Annotated in this window: 14 protein-coding genes and 1 pseudogene; 8 read left to right on the forward strand and 7 right to left on the reverse strand. The window is 62.9% G+C overall.

The annotated features are described in order from the left end of the window. Window positions 1–8: 8 nt before the first annotated feature. The 4 genes from MU856_RS07165 to MU856_RS07180 all read left to right on the forward strand — a co-directional run bounded on the left by MU856_RS07165 (window position 9) and on the right by MU856_RS07180 (window position 4,909). Window positions 9–494: a hypothetical protein gene (locus MU856_RS07165; RefSeq protein WP_263588686.1), complete on the forward strand. Its 486-nt coding sequence runs from the start codon at window positions 9–11 to the stop codon at window positions 492–494. Window positions 495–761: 267 nt separating this feature from the next. After that, window positions 762–2,270 carry an ABC transporter substrate-binding protein gene (locus MU856_RS07170; protein ID WP_062902494.1) on the forward strand — a complete coding sequence of 503 codons (1,509 nt, stop codon included), beginning with the start codon at window positions 762–764 and terminating at the stop codon, window positions 2,268–2,270. Between the two features lie 41 nt (window positions 2,271–2,311). Beyond that, complete coding sequence (locus MU856_RS07175) at window positions 2,312–2,734, forward strand: DUF4112 domain-containing protein (RefSeq protein WP_003044221.1); 423 nt, start codon at window positions 2,312–2,314, stop codon at window positions 2,732–2,734. Window positions 2,735–2,800: 66 nt separating this feature from the next. Further along, on the forward strand, window positions 2,801–4,909 hold the full coding sequence (locus MU856_RS07180) for a prolyl oligopeptidase family serine peptidase (protein ID WP_263588687.1): 2,109 nt from the start codon (window positions 2,801–2,803) through the stop codon (window positions 4,907–4,909). An 8-nt stretch (window positions 4,910–4,917) separates the two neighbouring features. Here the strand turns inward: MU856_RS07180 and MU856_RS07185 are convergent, their stop codons facing one another. After that, window positions 4,918–5,685 carry a hypothetical protein gene (locus MU856_RS07185; RefSeq protein ID WP_062903216.1) on the reverse strand — a complete coding sequence of 256 codons (768 nt, stop codon included), beginning with the start codon at window positions 5,683–5,685 and terminating at the stop codon, window positions 4,918–4,920. A 91-nt stretch (window positions 5,686–5,776) separates the two neighbouring features. Here MU856_RS07185 and MU856_RS07190 point away from each other — a divergent pair, with 91 nt between their 5' ends. Further along, window positions 5,777–6,319, forward strand: coding sequence for a helix-turn-helix transcriptional regulator (locus MU856_RS07190; protein ID WP_186401926.1), 543 nt, complete (start codon window positions 5,777–5,779; stop codon window positions 6,317–6,319). A gap of 277 nt (window positions 6,320–6,596) precedes the next feature. Here the strand turns inward: MU856_RS07190 and MU856_RS07195 are convergent. Further along, window positions 6,597–7,406: pseudogene (locus MU856_RS07195) on the reverse strand (IS3 family transposase); the annotation flags it as partial. A gap of 75 nt (window positions 7,407–7,481) precedes the next feature. Here MU856_RS07195 and MU856_RS07200 point away from each other — a divergent pair. After that, complete coding sequence (locus MU856_RS07200; protein WP_263588688.1) at window positions 7,482–8,588, forward strand: 2OG-Fe(II) oxygenase; 1,107 nt, start codon at window positions 7,482–7,484, stop codon at window positions 8,586–8,588. 15 nt (window positions 8,589–8,603) lie between these two features. On the opposite strand, the gene MU856_RS07205 is transcribed toward MU856_RS07200, so the two are convergent. From MU856_RS07205 to MU856_RS07225, 5 genes are all read right to left on the reverse strand, one after another. Beyond that, entirely contained in the window at window positions 8,604–9,020 is a 417-nt protein-coding gene (locus MU856_RS07205; RefSeq protein ID WP_186401929.1) for a helix-turn-helix domain-containing protein, read from the reverse strand. A gap of 258 nt (window positions 9,021–9,278) precedes the next feature. Then, the gene (locus tag MU856_RS07210) at window positions 9,279–11,489 is read right to left on the reverse strand and encodes an outer membrane protein assembly factor (protein ID WP_263588689.1); all 2,211 of its coding nucleotides are present in this window, start codon (window positions 11,487–11,489) and stop codon (window positions 9,279–9,281) included. A 103-nt stretch (window positions 11,490–11,592) separates the two neighbouring features. Continuing rightward, the gene (locus tag MU856_RS07215) at window positions 11,593–12,858 is read right to left on the reverse strand and encodes an HlyD family type I secretion periplasmic adaptor subunit (protein WP_263588690.1); all 1,266 of its coding nucleotides are present in this window, start codon (window positions 12,856–12,858) and stop codon (window positions 11,593–11,595) included. A 95-nt stretch (window positions 12,859–12,953) separates the two neighbouring features. Beyond that, entirely contained in the window at window positions 12,954–14,750 is a 1,797-nt protein-coding gene (locus MU856_RS07220) for a type I secretion system permease/ATPase (protein WP_217373470.1), read from the reverse strand. 2 nt (window positions 14,751–14,752) lie between these two features. Beyond that, complete coding sequence (locus MU856_RS07225; RefSeq protein WP_263588691.1) at window positions 14,753–15,955, reverse strand: helix-turn-helix transcriptional regulator; 1,203 nt, start codon at window positions 15,953–15,955, stop codon at window positions 14,753–14,755. A gap of 377 nt (window positions 15,956–16,332) precedes the next feature. On the opposite strand from MU856_RS07225, the gene MU856_RS07230 reads away from it, so the two are divergent. After that, window positions 16,333–17,904 carry a TolC family protein gene (locus MU856_RS07230; RefSeq protein WP_263588692.1) on the forward strand — a complete coding sequence of 524 codons (1,572 nt, stop codon included), beginning with the start codon at window positions 16,333–16,335 and terminating at the stop codon, window positions 17,902–17,904. A gap of 282 nt (window positions 17,905–18,186) precedes the next feature. Next, the gene (locus MU856_RS07235; protein ID WP_263588693.1) at window positions 18,187–20,376 is read left to right on the forward strand and encodes a calcium-binding protein; all 2,190 of its coding nucleotides are present in this window, start codon (window positions 18,187–18,189) and stop codon (window positions 20,374–20,376) included. Window positions 20,377–20,708: the final 332 nt, after the last annotated feature.

A 20,708-nucleotide genomic window follows, 5' to 3' on the forward strand; every position in this document is an offset into this window, starting at 1 on the left:
GGCCTACCATGCTCCGACCTTCAGAATGCTTCCCTGGCTTTGTCGAACACGCTGAACCCCTCACGCTGGTCCTCCCTCGCGCCAAGTATGAGCAAAGGGCACTGACCTTCACCACCGAGGGCAAAAGATTCGCCATGTTCCTCAGCGGCAGTGACGATCAGATTTTCCGCTTCATGGAGTGTAACGGCGACCATGACTGGCGCGGCGTACTCATTCCCGGCATCGAGATCGAGATCGACGAACAGAGCCTTGTCGATACAAACGGCCAGCACCCGCCGCTTGGATCGCTGGTCCGGCACGCCGACACACTTTCGGTTCAGACCATATTTCTCGGGAACCGCCTTTCCCCATACGGCCGACTTTTCCCTTTAATAGCGGACCTGCCTTCCAGCAAATCAGCTGAACAAGCATGCTTTACGCGCTGGCACATCGTGCTGGGCGGGGGCCAGGACAAGCGGGTGCTCCATACCGTCGATGTCACACTTCACAGCTAAATCGCCAGCCGCAGCTCGTTCGGCACGGGATTGCTGGACTTTCAACAGGGCCGATGGCACAGCAAATGAAGTGACCAAATCAGCAGGTTTGAGGGTAAAAAATAACGCACTTCACTAACGCACTTTTTCTAAACATCGATTTTTAATTAATAAAATCAATTATTTAAGTCGTTATAATTTTACACTTAAAATCTGCTATCCGAACGGGTGTGCGGGTTCGAGTCCCGCCGTCCGCACCAACCGCTGGCACAGGGGAGGCACAGGGATATGACGCGCCGCAGCCTCCGTTCGCGCCGCGGCGCGCGGTTCGCGGGCACCGCGCTGCTGGTCGCCGCGCTCGCCGGATGCGGCCTTTTCGGCGGTGGCGGGGGTCCGGTGCGGATCGCCGCGATGGGGCCGCTCAACGCCGCGGCGAGCCCGCTCAACGGCGAACTGTCCTCGCCCAATGCAGCGCTGCTCGAAATGACGGCGCAGGGGCTTGTCGGCTATGACGCCGACGGCCAGATCGACACCGGTCTTGCCGAACGCTGGACGGTGACCGGCGACGGGCGCAGCTATATTTTCCGGCTGCGCGAGGCAAAATGGTCGAACGGTCGCGAAGTCACGGCCGACGACGTGGTTTCGGTGCTGCGCGGCTATCTTGGCACGAACAGCCGCAACCTGCTGAAGGACGATTTCCCGGAGATCGAGACGATCCGTGCGATGACCGATCAGGTCATCGAAATCCGGCTCGCAGTGCCGCAGCCCAATATGCTCGAACTGCTCGCGCAGCCTTCGTTGACGATCGTCTACAAGGGCATGGGCTGGGGGCCGATGCGATCGCGCAAGGCCGGACGCGCGCTGCTGCTGACGCCCGCGCCCGACCCGCTCGCCGACGATCCCGAGGCCGCCGAAGCCGCCGCAAACGATCCCGCCGCGTCGGTCGAACTCGTCGGCACGACGCCCGCCGGGGCGCTGGCCCGCTACAATAATGGCTATGCCGACGGGGTGATCGGCGGCCGCTTTTCGACCCTCCCCTATTTCCTCGTGTCCAGCATCGGCCGCTCGCGCCTCATCGTCGATCCGGTGCCGGGGCTTTTCGGCCTTTCTTTCACCAGCGCCGAAGGGTTCCTCGCCTCCGACATCAACCGCGATGCCCTGTCGCGCGTCGTGCGGCGGCAGCGCCTGATCGACGCCTTCGGCCTTGCCGAATGGCAGCCGCAGCGCGCGCTTCGGCCGGCAGTCTACCGCCGCGACGGCGGCCCTGAACCCTTGCAACCCGCCTGGGCCGACTTCGACAATGATTCGCGCTTCGCCCAGTCGAAGCGCGTGGTCGACAGTTGGCGCGCCGCCGGGCGAGAGATTGCGCCGCTCCGCATCGCGGTCCCCCAGACGCCGGGCGGCCGCATTCTCTTTGCCTATGTCGCCGCCGACTTTGCCCGCATCGGTATCGAAAGCCGCCGCGTCGCTATGGATGCGGCATCGGACCTGCGCCTGATCGACGAGGTGGCGCCGAATGACGACGCCCTCTGGGCGCTCCGCCGGCTGTCGTGCCAGCGCGACACGCTGTGCAACCGCGAGGCACAGGCGAAGATCGATCAGGCCGTGCTCAATATCGACAGTGGCCAGCGCGCGCGCCAGATCGGCGAGATCGAAACGATGCTGGGGCGCTACACCCCGTTCATTCCGATCGCCACGCCGCTGCGCTGGTCGGTCGCGTCGCAGCGGCTTACAGGGTTCAAGCCGAATGCGCGGGCGGCCCACCCATTGAATCGCTTGCTCGCCAAACCCAACTAATAATAGGCGCACATCGTCGTGCGCGGTTGGAAAGGACGCCGATGCCCCCCTCGACGCCCAATACGGACGCGATTTTCGAAGCCTTGGTTGCCGATCGCAACAATCCTGCGGCGCTGCGCAAGCGCATCGAAACGCTGGAGCTTCTCCTCGAACGCAGCTTCACCATTCCCGGCATCAACCGGCCGGTCGGGCTCGACGCGATCGTCGGGCTGGTGCCCGTCGTCGGCGATGTCGTGACCGCCGTCATGGGGGCCTATATCATCTGGGAAGCGCGCAATCTGGGCATGCCCAAATGGAAGCTGTGGCGGATGATGGGCAATCTCGGCGTCGACACTGCGCTTGGGGCCATCCCGCTCGTCGGCGATGCCTTCGACTTTCTGTTCCGGTCGAACACGCGCAATCTGCGCATCATCCGGAAACATCTCGACAAGCATCACCCCGGAACGATCGTCATCGACCAGTAGGCGGTTCCCATCGGGTGTCTGATAGTGCTAGCACAGCAGCTTCAGACCCTGCTCATGGAGACCGAGATGATCCGCGCCCGCCTTGCCGCGCTCGCCCTTGCCTGTTCGCTGTCCGCGGCGGCCTTCGCCGCGACCGAGACCGACCCTTGGTTGTGGCTGGAGGATATCGACGGGGCAAAGGCGCTGGCGTGGGTGAAGGCGGAAAATGCCGCGGCCGACAAGCTGATCCTAAATCGCCCCGGTTTCGAACAGGATCGGGCGCGCGCGAAAGCGATCCTCGACGACGACCGCCAGATTGCCGACCCCGGTCAGGTGATGGGCGATACCATCACCAACTTCTGGCGCGATGCGGACCATCCGCGCGGCATCTGGCGGCAAAGTCCGCTGAGTGCCTATCTCGCCGGAACGCCCGAATGGACAACGCTGATCGACGTCGACGCGCTCGGCAAGGCGGAGGGGCAAAGCTGGGTCTGGCACGGCGCCGACTGTCTTGCCCCCACGTACACGCGCTGCCTCGTCTCGCTCAGTCCCGGCGGCACCGATTCGGACATCGTGCGCGAATGGGACCGCACCACCGGCCGCTTCGTGACCGACGGCTTTGCGCTGCCGCAGGCGAAGAGCGCGGTCGTTTGGGAGGACGCAAACACGCTGCTCGTGGCCACCGACTATGGCGAAGGCAGCATGACCGCGTCGGGCTATCCGCGCATCGTCAAACGCTGGAGGCGTGGCACGCTGCTTGCCAGCGCAGCGGTCGTCGCCGAAGGCGAAGCGAGCGACGTCGGGATCAACCCGATCGCGATCGACGACGGCAAGACGCGCTGGATCCTCATCGCCCGCAACAAGAGCTTCTATACCAGCGACTACAGCATCCGAGCCGCCCACGGCGCGGACTTCGTCCCGGCGCCGATTCCCGACACCGCCGACCTACGCGATGTCATCGGCGGTCAGGCAATCATCTTCCTCAACAAGCCCGCCGACGGCTTCGGCGAAGGCTCGCTCGTCGCGCTGTCGCTCGCCGACGCGGCGGCCGGACGCCCCGCGAAAATGGCGGCGGTGATGGCGCCGACCAAGGCGCAGGCGATTGAGGAGGTCAGCGCGACCGACAATATTCTCTGGGTCAAGGCGCTCGACGATGTCGAAGGCAAGCTGTTCGCGCTGCGCCGCGATCCCGCGAGCGGCACCTGGACCCAGCGCGAGGTGCCGCTGGCGGCCAACGCTACGGTGCATCTGGCCGGCGCGATCGCCAAGCGCGACACGATCTTCGCGACTGCCGAAACGATGCTCGACCCGCCGACGCTTTATGCCGTCACCGACAACGCCGCGCCGTGTGTCGTGCAAAGCCTGCCCGCAGCCTTCGACGCCAAGGGCATGACGGTGGAAAAGCGCTTCGCGACGTCGAAGGACGGCACCAAGATCCCCTATTTCCTCGTCCGCAAAGCCGGCGCTAAAGGCCCCGTGTCCGCGCTGATCCACGCCTATGGCGGCTTCCTCGCCGCGCAGACGCCGGGCTATCTGACCGGTCAGCCCTATCGCGCCGGTCCGCTCGGCCTGTTCTGGGTCGAGGACGGCAACGCTTATGTCCTCGCCAATATTCGCGGCGGCGGCGAATATGGCCCCGCCTGGCACCAGGCGGCGCTGCGCGAAAAACGCCAGAACAGTTTCGACGACCTCCACGCCGTCGCGGAGGATCTGGTCAAGACCGGCATCAGCAGCAAGGGCAGGATTGCCATTTCGGGTCGCTCGAATGGCGGCGTGCTGGTCGGCGCCGCGATGACGCAGCGCCCGGATCTCTATGGCGCGGTCATTGCGGGCTCGCCGCTCGAGGATATGAAGCGCTATAACAAGCTGCTCGCGGGCGCCTCGTGGGTCGCTGAATATGGCAATCCCGACGATCCCGCCGACTGGGCCTTCCTGTCGAAATATTCGCCCTATCAGAATGTCCGCAAGGGCGTGAAATATCCGCCGATCTTCCTGTACCTTTCGACGAAGGATGACCGCGTCCATCCCGGCCACGCCCGCAAATTGGCCGCAAAGCTGCAGGATTATGGCAACCGCGTCTATTATCACGAATATCTGGAAGGCGGCCACTCGGTCGGCGCCGACCATGCCGAGGACGCCGTGCGCGCGGCCATGCTCCACGCCTTCTTGCTGCGCGAACTGGTCGAGCGGAAATAGCCGGTCGCTCAGCCGCCGCGATCGTCATGCGCCGCGGCGGCGCGCTGCGGCAGCGCGAGGATCAGCGTGACGATCGCGATGGCAAGCACCGCCGATGCACCGGCGCGGCTCAGCGCCAGCCCGCCATGATCGACCGGCTTGTCCAGAAAATCGCCGACCACGGCGCCGAGCGGACGGGTCAGGATGAAGGCCGCCCAGAACAGTGCGACATGGCTGATCGCGGTGCGATAATAAGCGATGGCGAGCAGCGCGAGCAGCGCACCGAAGATGATCGCCGACCCGAGGTAGCCGAGCGGGCCGTCGGCAATCCAGTCGCCGAGCGCGGTGCCCAGCGTCTGCGAAAAGGTGATCGTCAGCCAGTAATAGAGCTCGGCCCGCGGTTCGTGCACCGACTGGATCGAGATGCTGCCCAGCGCGCGGTGCCAGACCGCGAGCGAGGCCAGTACCGCACCGAGCAACAGCAGCGAACCGCCGGGGTAACCGATGCCGAGCGAGCGCGTCGCAAAGTCGGCCATCGTCGTTCCCGCCGTCGTCGAGGCGATGATCGTCGCCCAATAGAGGAAGGGATGAAAGGCGCGGGCGCGAATCTGCCAGACGATCAGGATCGCCAGCACCGCCGCAAAAATCGCGGTGCCGACCAGATAGCCCAGATTCATCGACATGCTCACCGTGTCGCCCGCGGTCTCGCCAAAGGTGGTCGCCAATATCTTGATGATCCAGAAACCCAGCGTCACCGCCGGCACCTTGGTCAGCACCTGCTTTTCCCTATCGGTCATTTGCATCTCCTTGTGTGGCGCACGATTAGCGCGGCGGAGCGTTTCGCCCTATAAGCAGGCGCTTATTCCCGTCCCGATAAGCGGAAGTGCCATGCCATCTATCCAGTCTGCGCCCGGTAAAAGCCGCTTTTCGTCCCGTCTGATCGGCCCGATCGCCGTGGTGGCGCTTCAAGCCGTCGCCGCGAGCTATTTCGTCGTCGACGGGATCGACGATCTGATCGAACAGGCCGGACGCGGCTTCAGCGTCGAGGTGATGATGGAATGCCTCGTCGCCCTCGCACTGCTCGCCGGCGTCGTACTCGGCGCGCGCCACCTGCGCCGGATCGCAGCCGATCTCGCACGCGCCGACGATGCGCTCGCCCGCGCTCGCGGCGCACTCGCCGACCATATTGCCCATCGCTTCGATGCCTGGTCACTGACGCGCGGAGAGAGCGACGTCGCGCTGTTCGCGCTCAAGGGCTGCGACGTCGCCGAAATCGCTCGACTCCGCGGCGCTGCGTCAGGCACCGTGCGCGCGCAGCTCAGCCAAGTCTATGCCAAGGCAGGCGTCGGCAGCCAGGCCATGCTGATGTCGCTGTTTCTGGAAGACCTGCTCGACACTGATCCCGCCGCGGGGCCGCGACGCGGCAAGTGAGGATCGTCGTCAAAAGCGGTGGTGGCAGGGCTTGTATCGAACCGCACGCTTAGCCATTGATATTTAATTCTTTATTCTTCGATGTCCGCGTCCTACCCCCACATATTTCCCCACATGTTTGGGGCCATAACTGTAGTTCGACTAACAAAATGGTCCAATTTGATATCGATGGAGAGGGCATTTTGACCGCGTTTCGATCGCACAGTTTGGGCCAGGTCATCAAGAGCTACACCCCGTTTCTGGACCACCCTGCTGGCGGCTTTCCAGCGTGCGGGCATCAGGGCGGGCCATGTGCCGCTGACGCCAACATGAGCGATATCGGTGGTTTGTTGCCGATCGCGCTGTGCGGTCGTATCTCGTTGTAGTCTCTACGCCAAGCCTCGCATTTTTGGACCGCATCATCCAGGCTCATGAACCAGTGGGCGTTCAGGCATTCCGCCCGGAACTTCCCGTTGAACGCGTTGTCGGTGGGCTTGCCAAGCCGCAAGAAGCCGAGCGTCGCGCCTTTCATGTAGGCCCACAGATCGAGCTCGCAGGAGATAAATTCGATGCCACTGTCAGCCCATATCGAGGCGGGATAACCCACCTGCCCGCAGACCCGTTCCAGCATTTCGACCACGTCCGGTGCCCGGAACCGGAACCGCGGAACCACTGCCGGCGAGAACCGGCGGAAGGTGTCGACCACTGTGAGGATCCGCAGCTTCGGTCCTGTCGCCAACTGGTCCTGGACGAAGCCCTTGGCCCATACATCATTAACGCGGGAGGCCGCACAGCGGCCTTCCCTCAGCTTCGCCTTCACCCGCCGTTTGGACGGCTTATTGCGCAGCCCAAGGCCCATCTCCTTGTAAAGCCGATAAACCTGCTTGCCGTTGATCGCCCAGCCTTCGCGTTGAAGCAGCATATGAATACGGCGACAGCCGTACCGAACCCGCGTCTCCGCGAGCTCCTTGATCCGCTGCTTGAGGTCGGCCTGATCGGCACCCTTGCCACGATAGTGGTAGCTGGATCGTTCTGACCGGAGCACGCTGCAGGCCCGCCGGATGCTGACCTGCCATGTGCTGCGAATATCATCGACGAGTTGGCGCCGCGCCCGGCGCGCTTGTGCCCATTTCTCCCAAATGCTACAAGGTTCGAGCAGCACGCGGGGGCGGGGGGCGGTATCATGGCACGATCTGCGACGCGGGAAGATTCCATACCGAAACCGATCGTCGGATCGGCAGCGCCATGGTTCAAGACGCATGTACTGGACGTAAACCCGCAATATACGTTCCATACGGTTGCCGGACGTGCAGTCTTGCTGTTTTTCATGGGCTCAGCGACCGTCGATCGGGTCCGCGCCGCCCATGCCAGGCTGATGGCCGATCCCGATCGTTTCGACGACAGTCGCTGTTCGTTTTTCGGAGTCATTCTGGATGTCGCGGACCATGCGGCCGGGCGGATCACTACGCGGATTCCCGGGATCCGCTACATCCTCGACAGTGATCGTGCGGTCAGCAACGCATATGGCGCCTCTTCGGCAGACAGCAACCATTACGAACCCTATATCATCGTGCTGGATCGCCAGTTACGCGTTGCCGGTCGCTATCATCTGGCCGACGCCGACAAGGCGCTGGCGCTGACCGATCGCCTGACCCAAGAGGGCAAGCCCGAAGACTGGGCGCCGGTACTGTCCGTGCCGCGTGTCTTCGACCGCGCGACCTGTCGGCGGCTGATTGAGCTTTATGACGCCGAAGGCGGGCAGGATTCCGGCTTCATGCGAGAGGTTGGCGGCAAGACGATATCGGTCATCGATCATGGCCACAAACGCCGGTCGGACGTCACGATCAAGGATCCGGCCTTTTGCCGCGCGCTCAGTGCCCGGGTGAACCATTGCCTTCGTCCGGTGATCCAGCGCGCCTTCAACTTCGACGCGACCCGCATGGAGCGCTACATTGTCGCGTGCTACGACGCATCGGTCGCCGGTCACTTTCGGGCCCATCGCGACAATACGACAATGGGCACCGCGCACCGCCGCTTTGCGGTGACGATCAACCTCAATGATGATTTCGAGGGCGGCGAACTGCGTTTTCCCGAGTTCGGTGCGCGCACATACCGCCCCGCCCCCGGCGGCGCGATCGTGTTTGGCTGCGGCCTGCTGCACGAGGCCACGCCGGTCACGCAAGGGCGGCGCTACGCGTTTCTACCCTTTCTATACGATGACGAGGCGGCCGCGCAGCGTGAGGCGAACAATCAGTACCTCGGCGAAGGGGTAGGCTCTTACCGGCAATAGCCGTGGCGGCGCATTTCAGAGCTCGATCGAAATTTTCACATTCTGCGCCTTGATCCCGGCAAGCGCCGCAATGCTGAGCTTGGCGGCATAGATCATGATGCTGAGCCGCTGCGGATTGGCGATCCCTGCGGGCATGTCGCCATGTTCCCACCCCGTCGCCAACATCGCCTCGACTTCGTTGTCAGGAACCGCTGCCTCGAGCCCGCCGACAAGCTCGAGCTGCGAGATACCGAGGACGTTCGCCAAAACGCGCAGGTTTCTAAGCCGCGGCCGGGTTTTGCCCGATTCCCACGCCCATATCGTCGGCCGACTGAGACCCGTCCGCAGCGCGAGCTCCGAGCGGCTGATGCCGCACAGTTCGCGAAAACGACGAAGCCGCGTCGGAAGAGGTTCGGTCGTGCCATAATAGACGGGGCCGGCCGAGGCACTCATGAACGGCGCAGCTTCCAACCGGTGCGGCCGAGAACGCGGAGCCGCGCGCATCGGCCAAGAGCCGGTTCGATGCGGATCGACAGACGGTCGTTCGTGCCGGTGACGTTGCAATTCATTATCGCCCCCAAAGTCCGCCATCATAATCGACCTCACTTGCCAGAAGCGCCGGTTTTCCATCATTCCCAGATGGGGACATCCGAAAATCCGCCGGTCCCGCGATTGTACAGATATGGAGGCTGCGCGCCTTGCGCTCGACCGCTAGAAGGCCGTTCCCAAGGAGATGGAGAATTTCCTTGAACGATCGCCTTCCTGGCGCACGACAGGCTGGGCGAGACTGAACCGCAATTGCCCTGGCCCAGCGTTGAATGCCAGCCCCAAGCCGACCGCCACGCGTGGCTTCGCTGAGTTTCCGATCAGTCGCTCGCCGGTAATCAGCTCGTTCTTCGACGCGCCGAACACGGACCCGGCATCAACGAAAACGCTGGGGATGACACCGAATTTTTGCATCGCGCCTTCCACCCGAAATGCCACTTCCAACCGCCCGGCATAATAGGCACGGCCGCCGATCGCCGTCGGCGGGGCAACGGGCGCCTTCAGCGGAACGACCTTGGGTCCGATCCCGCGCAGGTCGAAACCGCGCATGCTGTTGCCACCAATATAGAAACGGTCGAACAGCGGGATTGTCCGCCCCCCGATCGGTTCCATTATCCCCCCCTCCAGTCCCAAGGACACATCAAGCATGTCGCCGATACGGCGGTGGAAGTTACCGGCTGCGCGAAACCGGAAAAAGCGCGAAGTGCCCCCCGGTCCGGCAATTTCCGGCGTGAGGCGAAGCTGAAATCCGCGCGTCGGACCGACCGCGCGGTCGCGCCGGTCGAGCGTGAGTCCAACGCTCAATACCGAACTGGTCGACCGGCCCAGCGCATTGCAGAACGGGCTGCCATGCAGGCCGACGTCACATTGCGCATTCTGCTGGCGAATCAGGAAATCCTCGTCCGAATAGCGGTAATTTGCGGCGACCCGCAGGCCCCGGCCGATGGGTTTCGCGGCATAGAAATTAACGCCGCGTGCGGTCTGCCGAAACACAGACGATTTGCTTTGAGCGTCGAAGCCTACCGCGGTGGATCGGGAATAGAAAAATGTCGGCGCCAGCAACAATTTTCTGCCCATGAAATTAGCATCAGCGAGACCAAATTCGAACAGGCGCTGAATTTTCGAGTAGCGCACCGATGCGTTGATGTCGCGGCCCGGCGCGCCGATGTTGGTGCGCGCGATCTTGACGGTACCGATCGGCCCTTCGAGCGACGAATAGCCACCTGAAAAAGCGATCCCTCCCCGCGGCAGCGTCTTGATCGCCAAAAGATCGGTCTCGCTGGCTTGGCCGTCAGCGCCATCAATGCCGGTAACGGCCTCGGACGGCAGGACAGCGCCATCGTCCTCGACGTTGCCGGTCGGCTGCGACGCCATACCCAGCTTCGAAGCTTCGGGCCGCGCGAGGAGCGCGGCCCGGCGCCGCCCCCCGTCGCCGAGCCAGGGGGCGGCAGAGACATCGGCCTCGAAGGCGGGGAATCGGCCCATGCTTGCCGTCGCATCAAGGCCAACGCGATTGGCGCTGCCGACGGAAAAGCACGGCGGCCCCGCCCGGTTCTGGGCAGCCACCACGCACGCCAGATTTATCATGTCGGAAGGCAGCGCTGGCGGATCGAAAGTGGTAACGGGAGCGGACGGACCGAAGCGAATAGCAATGCCCGGCCTCAAGCTGTTCGGAATTGCGTTCACCGCGCCGCGTGGAGCCCGGCCGCGCTCCGCCCCTGTCGGGCCGCGCGCGATAGCGGCCGTCTGCCGCACCGCGCGCCCCCGCATATCCGCGAACTTGCCGTCCCAATGATCGAGGCAGTCGCCACAAATGGCCCGATCCGTGACAGACGTCTCTGCGCGCGCGATCACCGCTCGTCGGCGAAGCCCGGCATTACCCAGCCAATCCGCGCCGCCGACGTCAACATCGACATCGACATTGAGATAGGCCGATGTTTCGCCGATCGCCCCCTTCGAGGCGGTGTCGAAGCCGACATCGTCAGCCTTTCGCGCGCTGGCCAACGACGAAGGCGAGGCAGCGGCAGTCCTTGGTGCGATCGGCGCGTCCCAGTCGATAGCCAAGGGCGTGGCCTGTGCACTTTTCCGATGCGCATCCGACGCTTCGGGCGGCGGTCCGGCTGCGGCCAAACCTGGCGCAATCGGCGCCGACAAGAAAAGGGTGCCCGAAGCGTCCGCCCGCGCCACGTTGGAGGAATCGGCATCCGCGGGCTCGGGCGGCCAACCTTCCTGGACCGCCAGAACACGCGCCATCGCCGTCGAGTGGCGAAAGGGAGCATAAGGTGGCGCCTGAACGATCGCGCGCTCACGTGCATAGAGCGGCGCGGATTCGCCGACGCAGAATATCGCCGCGACGCCCAGCGCGGCGCCTTGCACCGTCTGACGAAGGCTGCGGAACGATATTCCAGATTCCACCAAGCTCTTCCCCCCATTATGCTGGCCGACCCCGGCGTTCGCAGTGGACCAAGCCGCGTCGGGGTCATCCCTCGCGGAAGGACCGATTGAAACTGTCGATCATCGGCTGGAACAGATATTGCACCAGCGAACTGGACCCGAGGTCGATATAGACCTCGGCGGGCATTCCCGACATCAACTGGACATCGGGGTATTTCCTGAGCTGCGCTGCCGATACCTCGACAATCACCTTGTAGTAGATTTGCTGCGCGTCCTTGTCGTAGATCGCATCGGGACTTACTTCCTTGACAGTCCCGAGGAGGTTGGGGATCACCCGTGCCTTGTACGGCGTCAGCTTGATCTCTGCCTTCAACCCCTTGTGTACCACGTCGATGTCGATCGGACGTAACCGTGCCGACACTACGATCTTTTCAGACGTGGGTACAATGTCGAGGATCGGCTGGCCGGCTCCGATCACGCCCCCGGGCGTAATCAGCCGCAGATTGGCAACGCGACCGGCGATCGGCGCGACCACCTGCTGACGCGCGCGAATATCGCTGCTGACCGTCAGCTTCTCGCGTACCTCGGCTATCTGCAATTGCACTTGGCGCTGCTGTCCGGCTGCTTCGAGCACGGCCTGCCCGCGCAGCGACACCATCTGGGCACGCGTCTCGCCAATTGTGTCGCGTAGCCGATCGAGGTTGTTAGCGAGCTTGCCCCGCTCACCGTCAACCAATGCCCTCTGGCGTTGCAGCGCGAGCAGCCGCGATTTTCGCTCCAACCCCTCATCGACAAGCATGTCGACGCTGATCTGTTCATCGTCGAGCAGTTTTGCCTGATCGGTCAGCGCCGCGATTTGCGCTTCTGAGCTGCGGATATCGGCATTCGACTGACCAACCCGCTGTGAGAGGATCTGCGTCTGTTCGGCAAGACCACGCCGCCGCGAGGCAAATTCCGCATTGGAGGCGGCAATGATCTCCCTCACCTGGGGATCGTCCGCCGCCTCCAGCAATTCGGCCGGGTAGCGGACCACCGGCAGGCCCAACCGCTCGGCGGTGAGCCGCGCGTCTTGTGCGAGCAGGCCGTACAAGCTGGTCCGCATGGCCACGTCCGATGCCTCGCTCTGCGTCGCGTCGAACAGCACGAGCGGTTGGCCGGCGCGCACCTCCTGCCCTTCCTTCACCAGGAATTTGCGCACGATGCCGCCTTCCAGATGCTGGACCGTCCGGCGCCCTCCGCCTTCGGCCTCCAGAAATCCACTGGCGATCGCCGCGCTGTTCAGTGGCGCAGCCCAGCTCCAAGCCGCGAAAACGACCACGAACAGACCGATCGACACCAGCGCGAGACGCATCGATCCTCTCACCCGCGGACCAGCGACATCATGAGCGGGGGGCGGCAGCGCCAGGCGCACCCGATCTCCGTCCTCGCGGAAGCGAAAAGGGATGTTCATGCCTCCATTCCCCCGTGTTTGAACATCGCTGGCTTGGCGTTGCCGGGATCGGCTGGAGGCGCGGCCTCGCCGGGCGCGATGGACCGCCGCTTACCGGCCATCTCTTCGACCACCGTCCGGGCATCGCCGAATTTCGCAACCTGACCGTCCATCATCAGTAATATCTTGTCCGCCAGTTCGAGCAGATTGGCGCGATGCGAGACGATGATCGTCGTCATGTTGAGCGCCTTCAGCTTCTTGATCGTTGCCAGCAGCGCCGCGTCGCCGCGCGCATCAAGGCTGGCGTTTGGTTCGTCGAGCACGACTAGCGGCGGCAGCCCGAACAGCGCACGTGCCAGCCCGATGCGCTGACGCTGACCACCTGACAGCTGATGCCCGCCATCGGTGAGGACGCAGTCATAGCCGCCATCGAGGTGCAAGATCATATCGTGGCAATCTGCCAGCTTTGCCGCCGCGATCACGTCAGCATCACGTGCATCGGGACGAAAGCGCCCGATATTCTCGCGGATCGATCCGGGCAGCAGTTCGACGTCCTGCGGCAGATAGCCGATGTTCGGGCCAAAATCGCTGCGCATCCAGTCGAAGGTATCGGCGCCGTCGAGCCGCACATGCCCTGACAAAGGCTTGAGTACTCCGACGAGCAACCGCGACAAGGTAGTCTTGCCCGACGCTGACGGACCAACGATCGCCAGCGACGTTCCTGGCGCGATCGCAAAGCTGACGTTTTTCAGGATCGCGCCCTTCATGCCGGGCGCCGAGTAGGTCAGCTTTTCAACGGCCATCGCGCCCGACGGCTTGGGCAACGCCATCTGCGACGGGCGCGGCGTGGGCAGGTCACAAAAACGTGACAGGCGTTTTAGACTTTCACGCGCCAGCACGAACTGTTTCCAATAGCTCATCGCCGCCTCGATTGGTGCGAGCAGACGCGCAATCAGGATCGATCCGGCAATCATCGCGCCCCCGGTGAGCTGCTGGTCGAGCACGAGCAACGCGCCGATGCCGAGGACGGCGATCTGAACGAGGTTGCGGACAAACTTCATCCACGCCAGGATCTTGCTAGACTGAAACTGGGTGCGGTCGACCGCGTCGGTTTCGGCGATGTAGCGCTCGCGCCAATGTGCGATGGTATCCGGGCCCATCCCCATGGCGTCAATGACTTCGCTGTTGCGGACCAGCGATTCGGCATATTGCATGTTGCTGCTGGCGAGTGACTGGGCCCTACTGATCGCCGCGCGCGTGATCCTTTCATTGTACCAGGTGAGGCCGAACAACGTTGCTGCGCCGACCGCGGACAGCAGGCCGAAGACCGGGTGCAGCAAAAAGACGACCAGCAGGTAAAGCGGCACCCACAACATGTCGACGACGCTGAATACCGTCGGGGTCGAGATGAAATTCTTGACCTGCATCATTTCGCGGAGCGCTTCGAGCCGGACGTTCGGCGCGACCAGCCTTTGTTCAAGCGAGCGCAGCAGCAGCGTCGGGCCCAATTGCTGCGCCATCCAGGTGCCAACCCGGTTCGCAACCTGTTGCCGAATGCCGTCGAGCGTCGAACCCAACGCAACGACGAGAGTGATTGCCAGTGCGAGGAAGAACAGCGTGTCTTTGCTCTGGCTGGTCAGGACGCGGTCAAAGACCTGCATCATGAATAGTGACATGGCCAGCGCCGCCATGTTGGCGATCGCAGAGAACAGGATGAGCCGAACCGCAATCGGCTTTTGCGGGATCAAAAGCTTTTTGAGCAGATTGTCCGGATTGGCAGACGCCCGCCCAGCGGCGAGAGGGTTCCAAGACATGTCTATTGTCCCAGTCGCGCAGAGCCATCCGCAGCGTTCAGCGGCAGCACCAGACCCGAGATCAATCCGGCCAACTCCATCTGGCGATGAACACCCAACTTTGCGCGCACGCGCTTCAGATACGTCCGCGCCGTCTCCTCCGACAGCCCGCACCCTTCCGCCGCAGTGCACAGGCTGCTCGATTTCAGGAAGTGGCCCAAGAACCGCTGTTCGGACGGCAGCAAGCCGAGCGCTTCGAGCAGCGATGTCGGTGCATCGACCTTGCCCGGACCCATTATGATCACCATGGCACAGCGCGTCATGTTCTCCCCGGTGCGCGATTTGGCCGAGATGACGTAGGCGAGTCGCCATTCACCATCGCGGCAATCGAGCCGGAAGACATCTTCGACCGGCGCATCGGGCGATGCGGTGGCGGCGCGGCGTATGCTTTCGCGCAATTGCTTGGCTTGCCTCGGATCTGCGGCGAAAATCGCGCCGTCAGCGGCGCGGATCAGCCATTTTCGCTGTTCGACCAAAATGGTGGCCGCACTGTTTAAAAACAGGGGCTGTGCGTCGGCCGACAACAGCGCCATCGCCATCGAAACCCGGTCAAACATACCCTCCAGCATGGCAGAGCGTTGCGACTGCTGTGCCAGCTGCGCCACCCCGGTGGCCGACTCTGCCAGTAGCGGCGTGATCAGCTGCAGTGATGCCGCATCACGATCGCTGAAATGCGCCTCGCCATCCTGGCGAAAAAACAGCGCGCGAATGTCCTTGCCATCACGCTTCATCTGGATCGCAATGCCGTTGTGGAGCGGACTGTCGACGTGAGCGTCAATCGGTCCAGCTGCCGCGCGGAACAGGGCGCCGGAAAACTGGAAATGATGCACCGGCTGCGCGCCGATCCGCTCCCAGATATCCTGCATCATTACCAGCAGATGCCGAGTAGCGGTGGGGTCGCCGCGCATCTGGTCGAAGCCGATCAAAAAGGAGTGACGTTGACGCCTCGTTCCCGGCAGTGTGACGGTCAAAATCGCCGACCTCACATCAAATTGCAGCAAGTAATCGTGCCAGAGCCGCCGGGTGTTGGCGGCGGCATCGTCCGACAGGCAATGGTCCGCCAAGACGTCATGATCTTCGCCCCCTGCCAACGCCTCAAACAGGTGGACATCGCCGCGGATCGCTTTGTCGCGCGTCGCCTCGTGATATTGGGTTGGAAATTCCATGGTCGCAGACATTAGGGCCCCCAAAAAACATCGTCCCCGAAGCGAGGCCGAGGCTCGCAACAGGCGTTTCACGCGCGACCATGATGTCTGGCGCAATGCTCTGGTTACGGGCCAGAACCTATGCGCCCACCGGGATTGCCCGAAGCAATTGTCACCCGGCGTTGGCTTTCGATTGACGCGAATCTCTCGATAGCGTCGCCGGCCGTGACGGATGCTGGCGACGCACTTTGTCTATTTCGATTCGGCCGATCGAGTCTATTATCCCCTCGGACATATCCGTTAGAGTAGTTTCCCGTTCCGCCGCCGCACATTACTCTTTGATAGCTACGAAAAGAGGGGGTCGGCACTCGAATCTGGAATGATTCAGGAGGGGTGACGTGCGGAAATCAAGGACGTTTTGGGCGAGCACGCTCGGCGCACCCGCTGCCGCCGCGGCGTTCGCCATAGCTCCGACTCCACTGCTCGCGCAGTCGGCGTCGTCCGCGGTCGCGCCATCGAGCACGATGGCCGCGCTCGCGCGTCAAGTCGTCATCTCCAACCCCGAAATCGCGGCACAGCGCCATCAGGTTCGCGTCGCGGCCGCACGGCTACAAGCGGCCGAGGCAAGCTATTTGCCGACGATCGAAGCGAACGGCGTATTGCAGCGGCGTGAGATCGACATCAAAAACGGTAGCAGTACGAACGACGCGCGCTACACCGCCGGACAGGCCGGGATCGAGGCGCGGTTGCGCTTCTATGACGGCGACCGCACTTACAATGGGGTCAAAATCGCCAAGGCCGAACTGGAAGCGACCAGCGCGGGGCTGGACGCTATTATTTCGGACGTACTGCTCGAACTGCTGACCAGCGCCGCGGACGTCCAGCTCAATCGCAAGATCCTGCGATTCACCGAGGCACAGACTGAGGCAATCGGAGAGCAGCTACGCGCGACGTCGCGTCGGCTCGAATTTGGTGAGGCCACCCGTACCGATGAAGAACTGGCGCGCGCGCGGTTCGCGACCTCGCAAGCCGGGGTCCTTTCCGCGACCGAAGAACTGGGCGTCAACGGACATCGGTTTCGCAATATCAGCGGGCAGTCTGGAACGATGGTGCCGCCTCTGCCGCCGCTCGCGGAGGTTCCCTTATCGCTTGCCGCGGCTCAAAGAATTGCCCAGGATGCGGCGCCGCGGCTCCGAGCAGCGCGGCTCAACGCCCAGGCGGGCAAGTCGGGGGTGCAATTTGCCACTGGCGCATTGCTCCCGCAACTCGATGCGGTTACCGGCTATGATTATCTGACCGGCGGCGCGACCAATACATTTACGGGCAAATATCCTGACGATCGCTCGTCGCTCTATTACGGGCTTGAACTGCGCGTGCCAATTTTCCTGCCGCGCGATCATGCCGAGGTTCGCCGCGCTCGCGCGGTCCGCGATCAACGCCTTTCGCAAGTTGATATGGCGGTACGAACGGTAGCGGAGGAGGTCGCGAACGCTTGGGCGCGCTGGCAGTCGGCAAAGAGCACGATCGTCGCAGCTGAGGCGGCGGTCGCGGCCACGCAAGAAGCGGCAGAGGGCATCAAGAAGGAAGCGGTCGGTGGCAACCGGACCCTCACCGACGTTCTGAATGCGCAGAATGAATTGCTGAACGCGCGCGTCACCCTGGAGCGCGCCCATCGCAACGAATTTGTCGCGCGCGCGAGCTTGCTGGCAGCGACAGGGCAGCTCGACACCAAGGCCATTCTCGACGGCCGCTGCTGCAGTTCCGACACGAGCGAGCGCCCGACGATGTCGGCGCTCGGCCGACCTCGCGTGGCCGACGTTAACAAGGCCGTTGCCGATCCCGCAACAGCGCCTCGCCCGCAGACGTCAACGCTGGGTCAGACGCCCGATCGCGACCCCTCCGACGCTGCTGCGCCTGCGGGAAGCTCGGGACGCCCGGCAAGCTCGACGCTCGGTCAAAAACTTAACTAACAAGCACGTTTTCTTTTCGGATTGTGCTGTTTCGGCAAGTGCAGAAAGTGGTGAAAGCCGCGCAGCTCGGGAAAAATCGCGGCATGCGTGCGGCGCCGATCTGCCCCAAAATGAACCACCTCATAAATATATCCCCCATGTCCCCAAGCAGGAATGTCCGGTCCCCCTGCCCCGCCATATCCCATTGTCATGGCCTCGAGTTTTCGGGGTCATTTGGGGGGATGGCAAAGCCGAGTCGGCGAAACCGCATCCCTGCGACCCACCAATGAAGAGGATAGCGAAATGCCTACAGTTGGATCATCTAACGCACCGACCAATCCCAAAAATCCCACGGCTCGTGGCCAGGTATTGGGAACCAATGCGGTCGACTTCATCGATCTGAACACCCTCGTCCACACCGCGAACCTGCCTTATAACGCGCGCGGCAACGGCGGGGCGGACACCGTTTTCGGCAATAATTTCGACAACGATCTTTACGGCGATGCGGGTGACGACAATGTCATCGGCCGCAGCGGCAATGATCGCATCGACGGCGGAAACGGCAACGACACGCTGATCGGCGACCAGGCGAGCATCTCGGTCCCCGCGCCGGGCCAAGTCCTTTACACCGGCGACGACAACGGTGTTGCGGATGGCAACGACACGCTGCTCGGCGGCGCTGGTGCCGACACCGCATGGGGCGGCGGCGGGAACGACTTCCTCCGCGGCGATGCCGGAGACGACGTGCTTTATGGCCAATCGGGCGATGACCGCGCCGACGGCGGAGCTGGCAACGATATCGTCGATGGCGGCACCGGCAACGACAATCTCTACGGCGGGACCGAAACCGACGTGGTGACCGGCGGCGACGGCGACGACTATATCGATGGCGGCACCAACACCAATGGCGTCGACCTGCTTTCGGGCGGCGACGGCAACGATGTGATCTTCGGTGACAAGGGCGTCAATCGCAAAGCCGACGAAGATTATGCCTATAATCAGAGCAACTATAACCGCGGCATCGGCCAAGCCGACGAAATTTCCGGCGGCGCGGGCGACGACCAGATCTTCGGCCAAGGCGGCAACGATCTGATCGACGGCGATGCCGGCGATGACCTGTTGTGGGGCGATGATGGCGACGACACCATCTTCGGCGGCAACGGTTATGACCAGCTCGACGGCGGCGAAGGCGACGACTCGCTTTCCGGCGAAAATGGCGATGACGAACTTAACGGCGATGCGGGCAACGACGTCATCCGCGGCGGCGCGGGGTTCGACTTCGTCCAGGGCGGTGCCGACGATGACGACATCGGCGGCGGCGACGACGACGATACGCTGAACGGCAATGACGGCAACGACCTTGTCCACGGCGACGACGGCAACGACGTGATCGCTGGCCAGGGCGGTAACGACACCCTCTATGGCGATGACGGCGACGACGTGATCCGCGGCAACGGGGATCCCTTCTTCGACCCGCTTGATCCGGAGAATACCGATGCCGATTTCATCTCGGGCGGCAACGGCAACGACATCGTCAACGGTGACGAAGGCGATGACGTTATCGAAGGGAATGACGGCGACGACCTGCTCGCGGGTGATGACGGCAACGACAGCATCGCCGGCGGCGATGGCAACGACAGCATCACCGGCAACGACGGCAACGACGTTGTTTCAGGCGGCGACGGCGACGACGTCATTCAGGGCAACAACGGCAACGACAACCTCGCCGGCAACGAAGGTGACGACCTGATCTATGGCGGAGCCGGCAACGACCTGGTCGATGGCGGAGACGGCAATGACCAACTCGCCGGCGACATGGGCGCCGATACCATGTTCGGTGGCGACGGCGATGACGTCATGTATGGTGACACGCTGTACGAAAACCTGGGCAACACCCCGGGCGGCAACGACACCATGTCGGGCGGTGACGGCAACGACTATATGTCGGGCGGCATGGGCAACGACAAGATGAACGGCGATGACGGTGACGACACCATCCGGGGCGACACCGGCAACGACACCATCGACGGTGGTCTTGGCGATGACAATCTGGAAGGCGAAAGCGGCAACGACAAGATCACTGGCGGCGAAGGCGATGATCATATGTCGGGTGGCGCGGGCAAGGATCTGTTCCTGTTCGACGCGACCGATTCGTCGCCCGGCTTTGGCGACGACGTCATCGGCGCACCGTTCAGCCTCGGATCGGGCCGCGACTTCAACCTCGCGAACCGTGACACGCTGGTATTCGATGTCGATGCCGGCTTCGATCCCGCTGCCGACATGTTCGTCATCACCGGCGACTGGGACGGCCAGGGTGACGCGCTCGACGTGTACATCTTTACCGCGGTCGGCTCGGTGCTGATCGAGGACTTCTGGGAAGGCGCCTCGGCCCCGATCGCGGCGATCGCTGCGCTGGGTGGTTATGACACGGTTGATGCGCTCAACGCGTACAGCCAAGGCAATGCGTCCTACGACATGATCACGTTCGTCTGAGGACAAGGCTTCGTACGGGGAGCCACTCCTCGACGGACCTCTGCAAACTGGAGGGCAGGCCGCGGCCTGCCCTCCTTTTTATGTTCGGAAAAATCCGCATATCGCCAATGCCACAACGAATTCGGATCGTCACCGAGCGGCAATTTTTTGCAATGTCCCCATCAGGGAATGGCAAGAAACCGCGCCTTCCGCCAATTTTGACGCAAGGATGATAAGCAAGAATCATCCGGACGACGCCTGCTTCGATCGAGCAGGTCTGCAGAGATTGGGTATAAGAAGAATAGGTTTCTGTCGATATTCGGGCGGCAGTTTCGTCCCTCGGCATTCGGCGG

The organism is Sphingopyxis sp. GC21 (assembly GCF_025727575.1).
GTDB classification, from domain to species: Bacteria; Pseudomonadota; Alphaproteobacteria; order Sphingomonadales; family Sphingomonadaceae; genus Sphingopyxis; species Sphingopyxis terrae_A.

Coding starts and splice junctions, on each gene's coding strand:
- MU856_RS07165 (WP_263588686.1), top strand. CDS start 9: ATGCTCCGACCTTCAGAATGCTTCCCTGGCTTTGTCGAACACGCTGAA.
- MU856_RS07170 (WP_062902494.1), top strand. CDS start 762: ATGACGCGCCGCAGCCTCCGTTCGCGCCGCGGCGCGCGGTTCGCGGGC.
- MU856_RS07175 (WP_003044221.1), top strand. CDS start 2,312: ATGCCCCCCTCGACGCCCAATACGGACGCGATTTTCGAAGCCTTGGTT.
- MU856_RS07180 (WP_263588687.1), top strand. CDS start 2,801: ATGATCCGCGCCCGCCTTGCCGCGCTCGCCCTTGCCTGTTCGCTGTCC.
- MU856_RS07185 (WP_062903216.1), bottom strand. CDS start 5,685: ATGACCGATAGGGAAAAGCAGGTGCTGACCAAGGTGCCGGCGGTGACG.
- MU856_RS07190 (WP_186401926.1), top strand. CDS start 5,777: ATGCCATCTATCCAGTCTGCGCCCGGTAAAAGCCGCTTTTCGTCCCGT.
- MU856_RS07200 (WP_263588688.1), top strand. CDS start 7,482: ATGGCACGATCTGCGACGCGGGAAGATTCCATACCGAAACCGATCGTC.
- MU856_RS07205 (WP_186401929.1), bottom strand. CDS start 9,020: ATGAGTGCCTCGGCCGGCCCCGTCTATTATGGCACGACCGAACCTCTT.
- MU856_RS07215 (WP_263588690.1), bottom strand. CDS start 12,858: ATGCGTCTCGCGCTGGTGTCGATCGGTCTGTTCGTGGTCGTTTTCGCG.
- MU856_RS07220 (WP_217373470.1), bottom strand. CDS start 14,750: ATGTCTTGGAACCCTCTCGCCGCTGGGCGGGCGTCTGCCAATCCGGAC.
- MU856_RS07225 (WP_263588691.1), bottom strand. CDS start 15,955: ATGGAATTTCCAACCCAATATCACGAGGCGACGCGCGACAAAGCGATC.
- MU856_RS07235 (WP_263588693.1), top strand. CDS start 18,187: ATGCCTACAGTTGGATCATCTAACGCACCGACCAATCCCAAAAATCCC.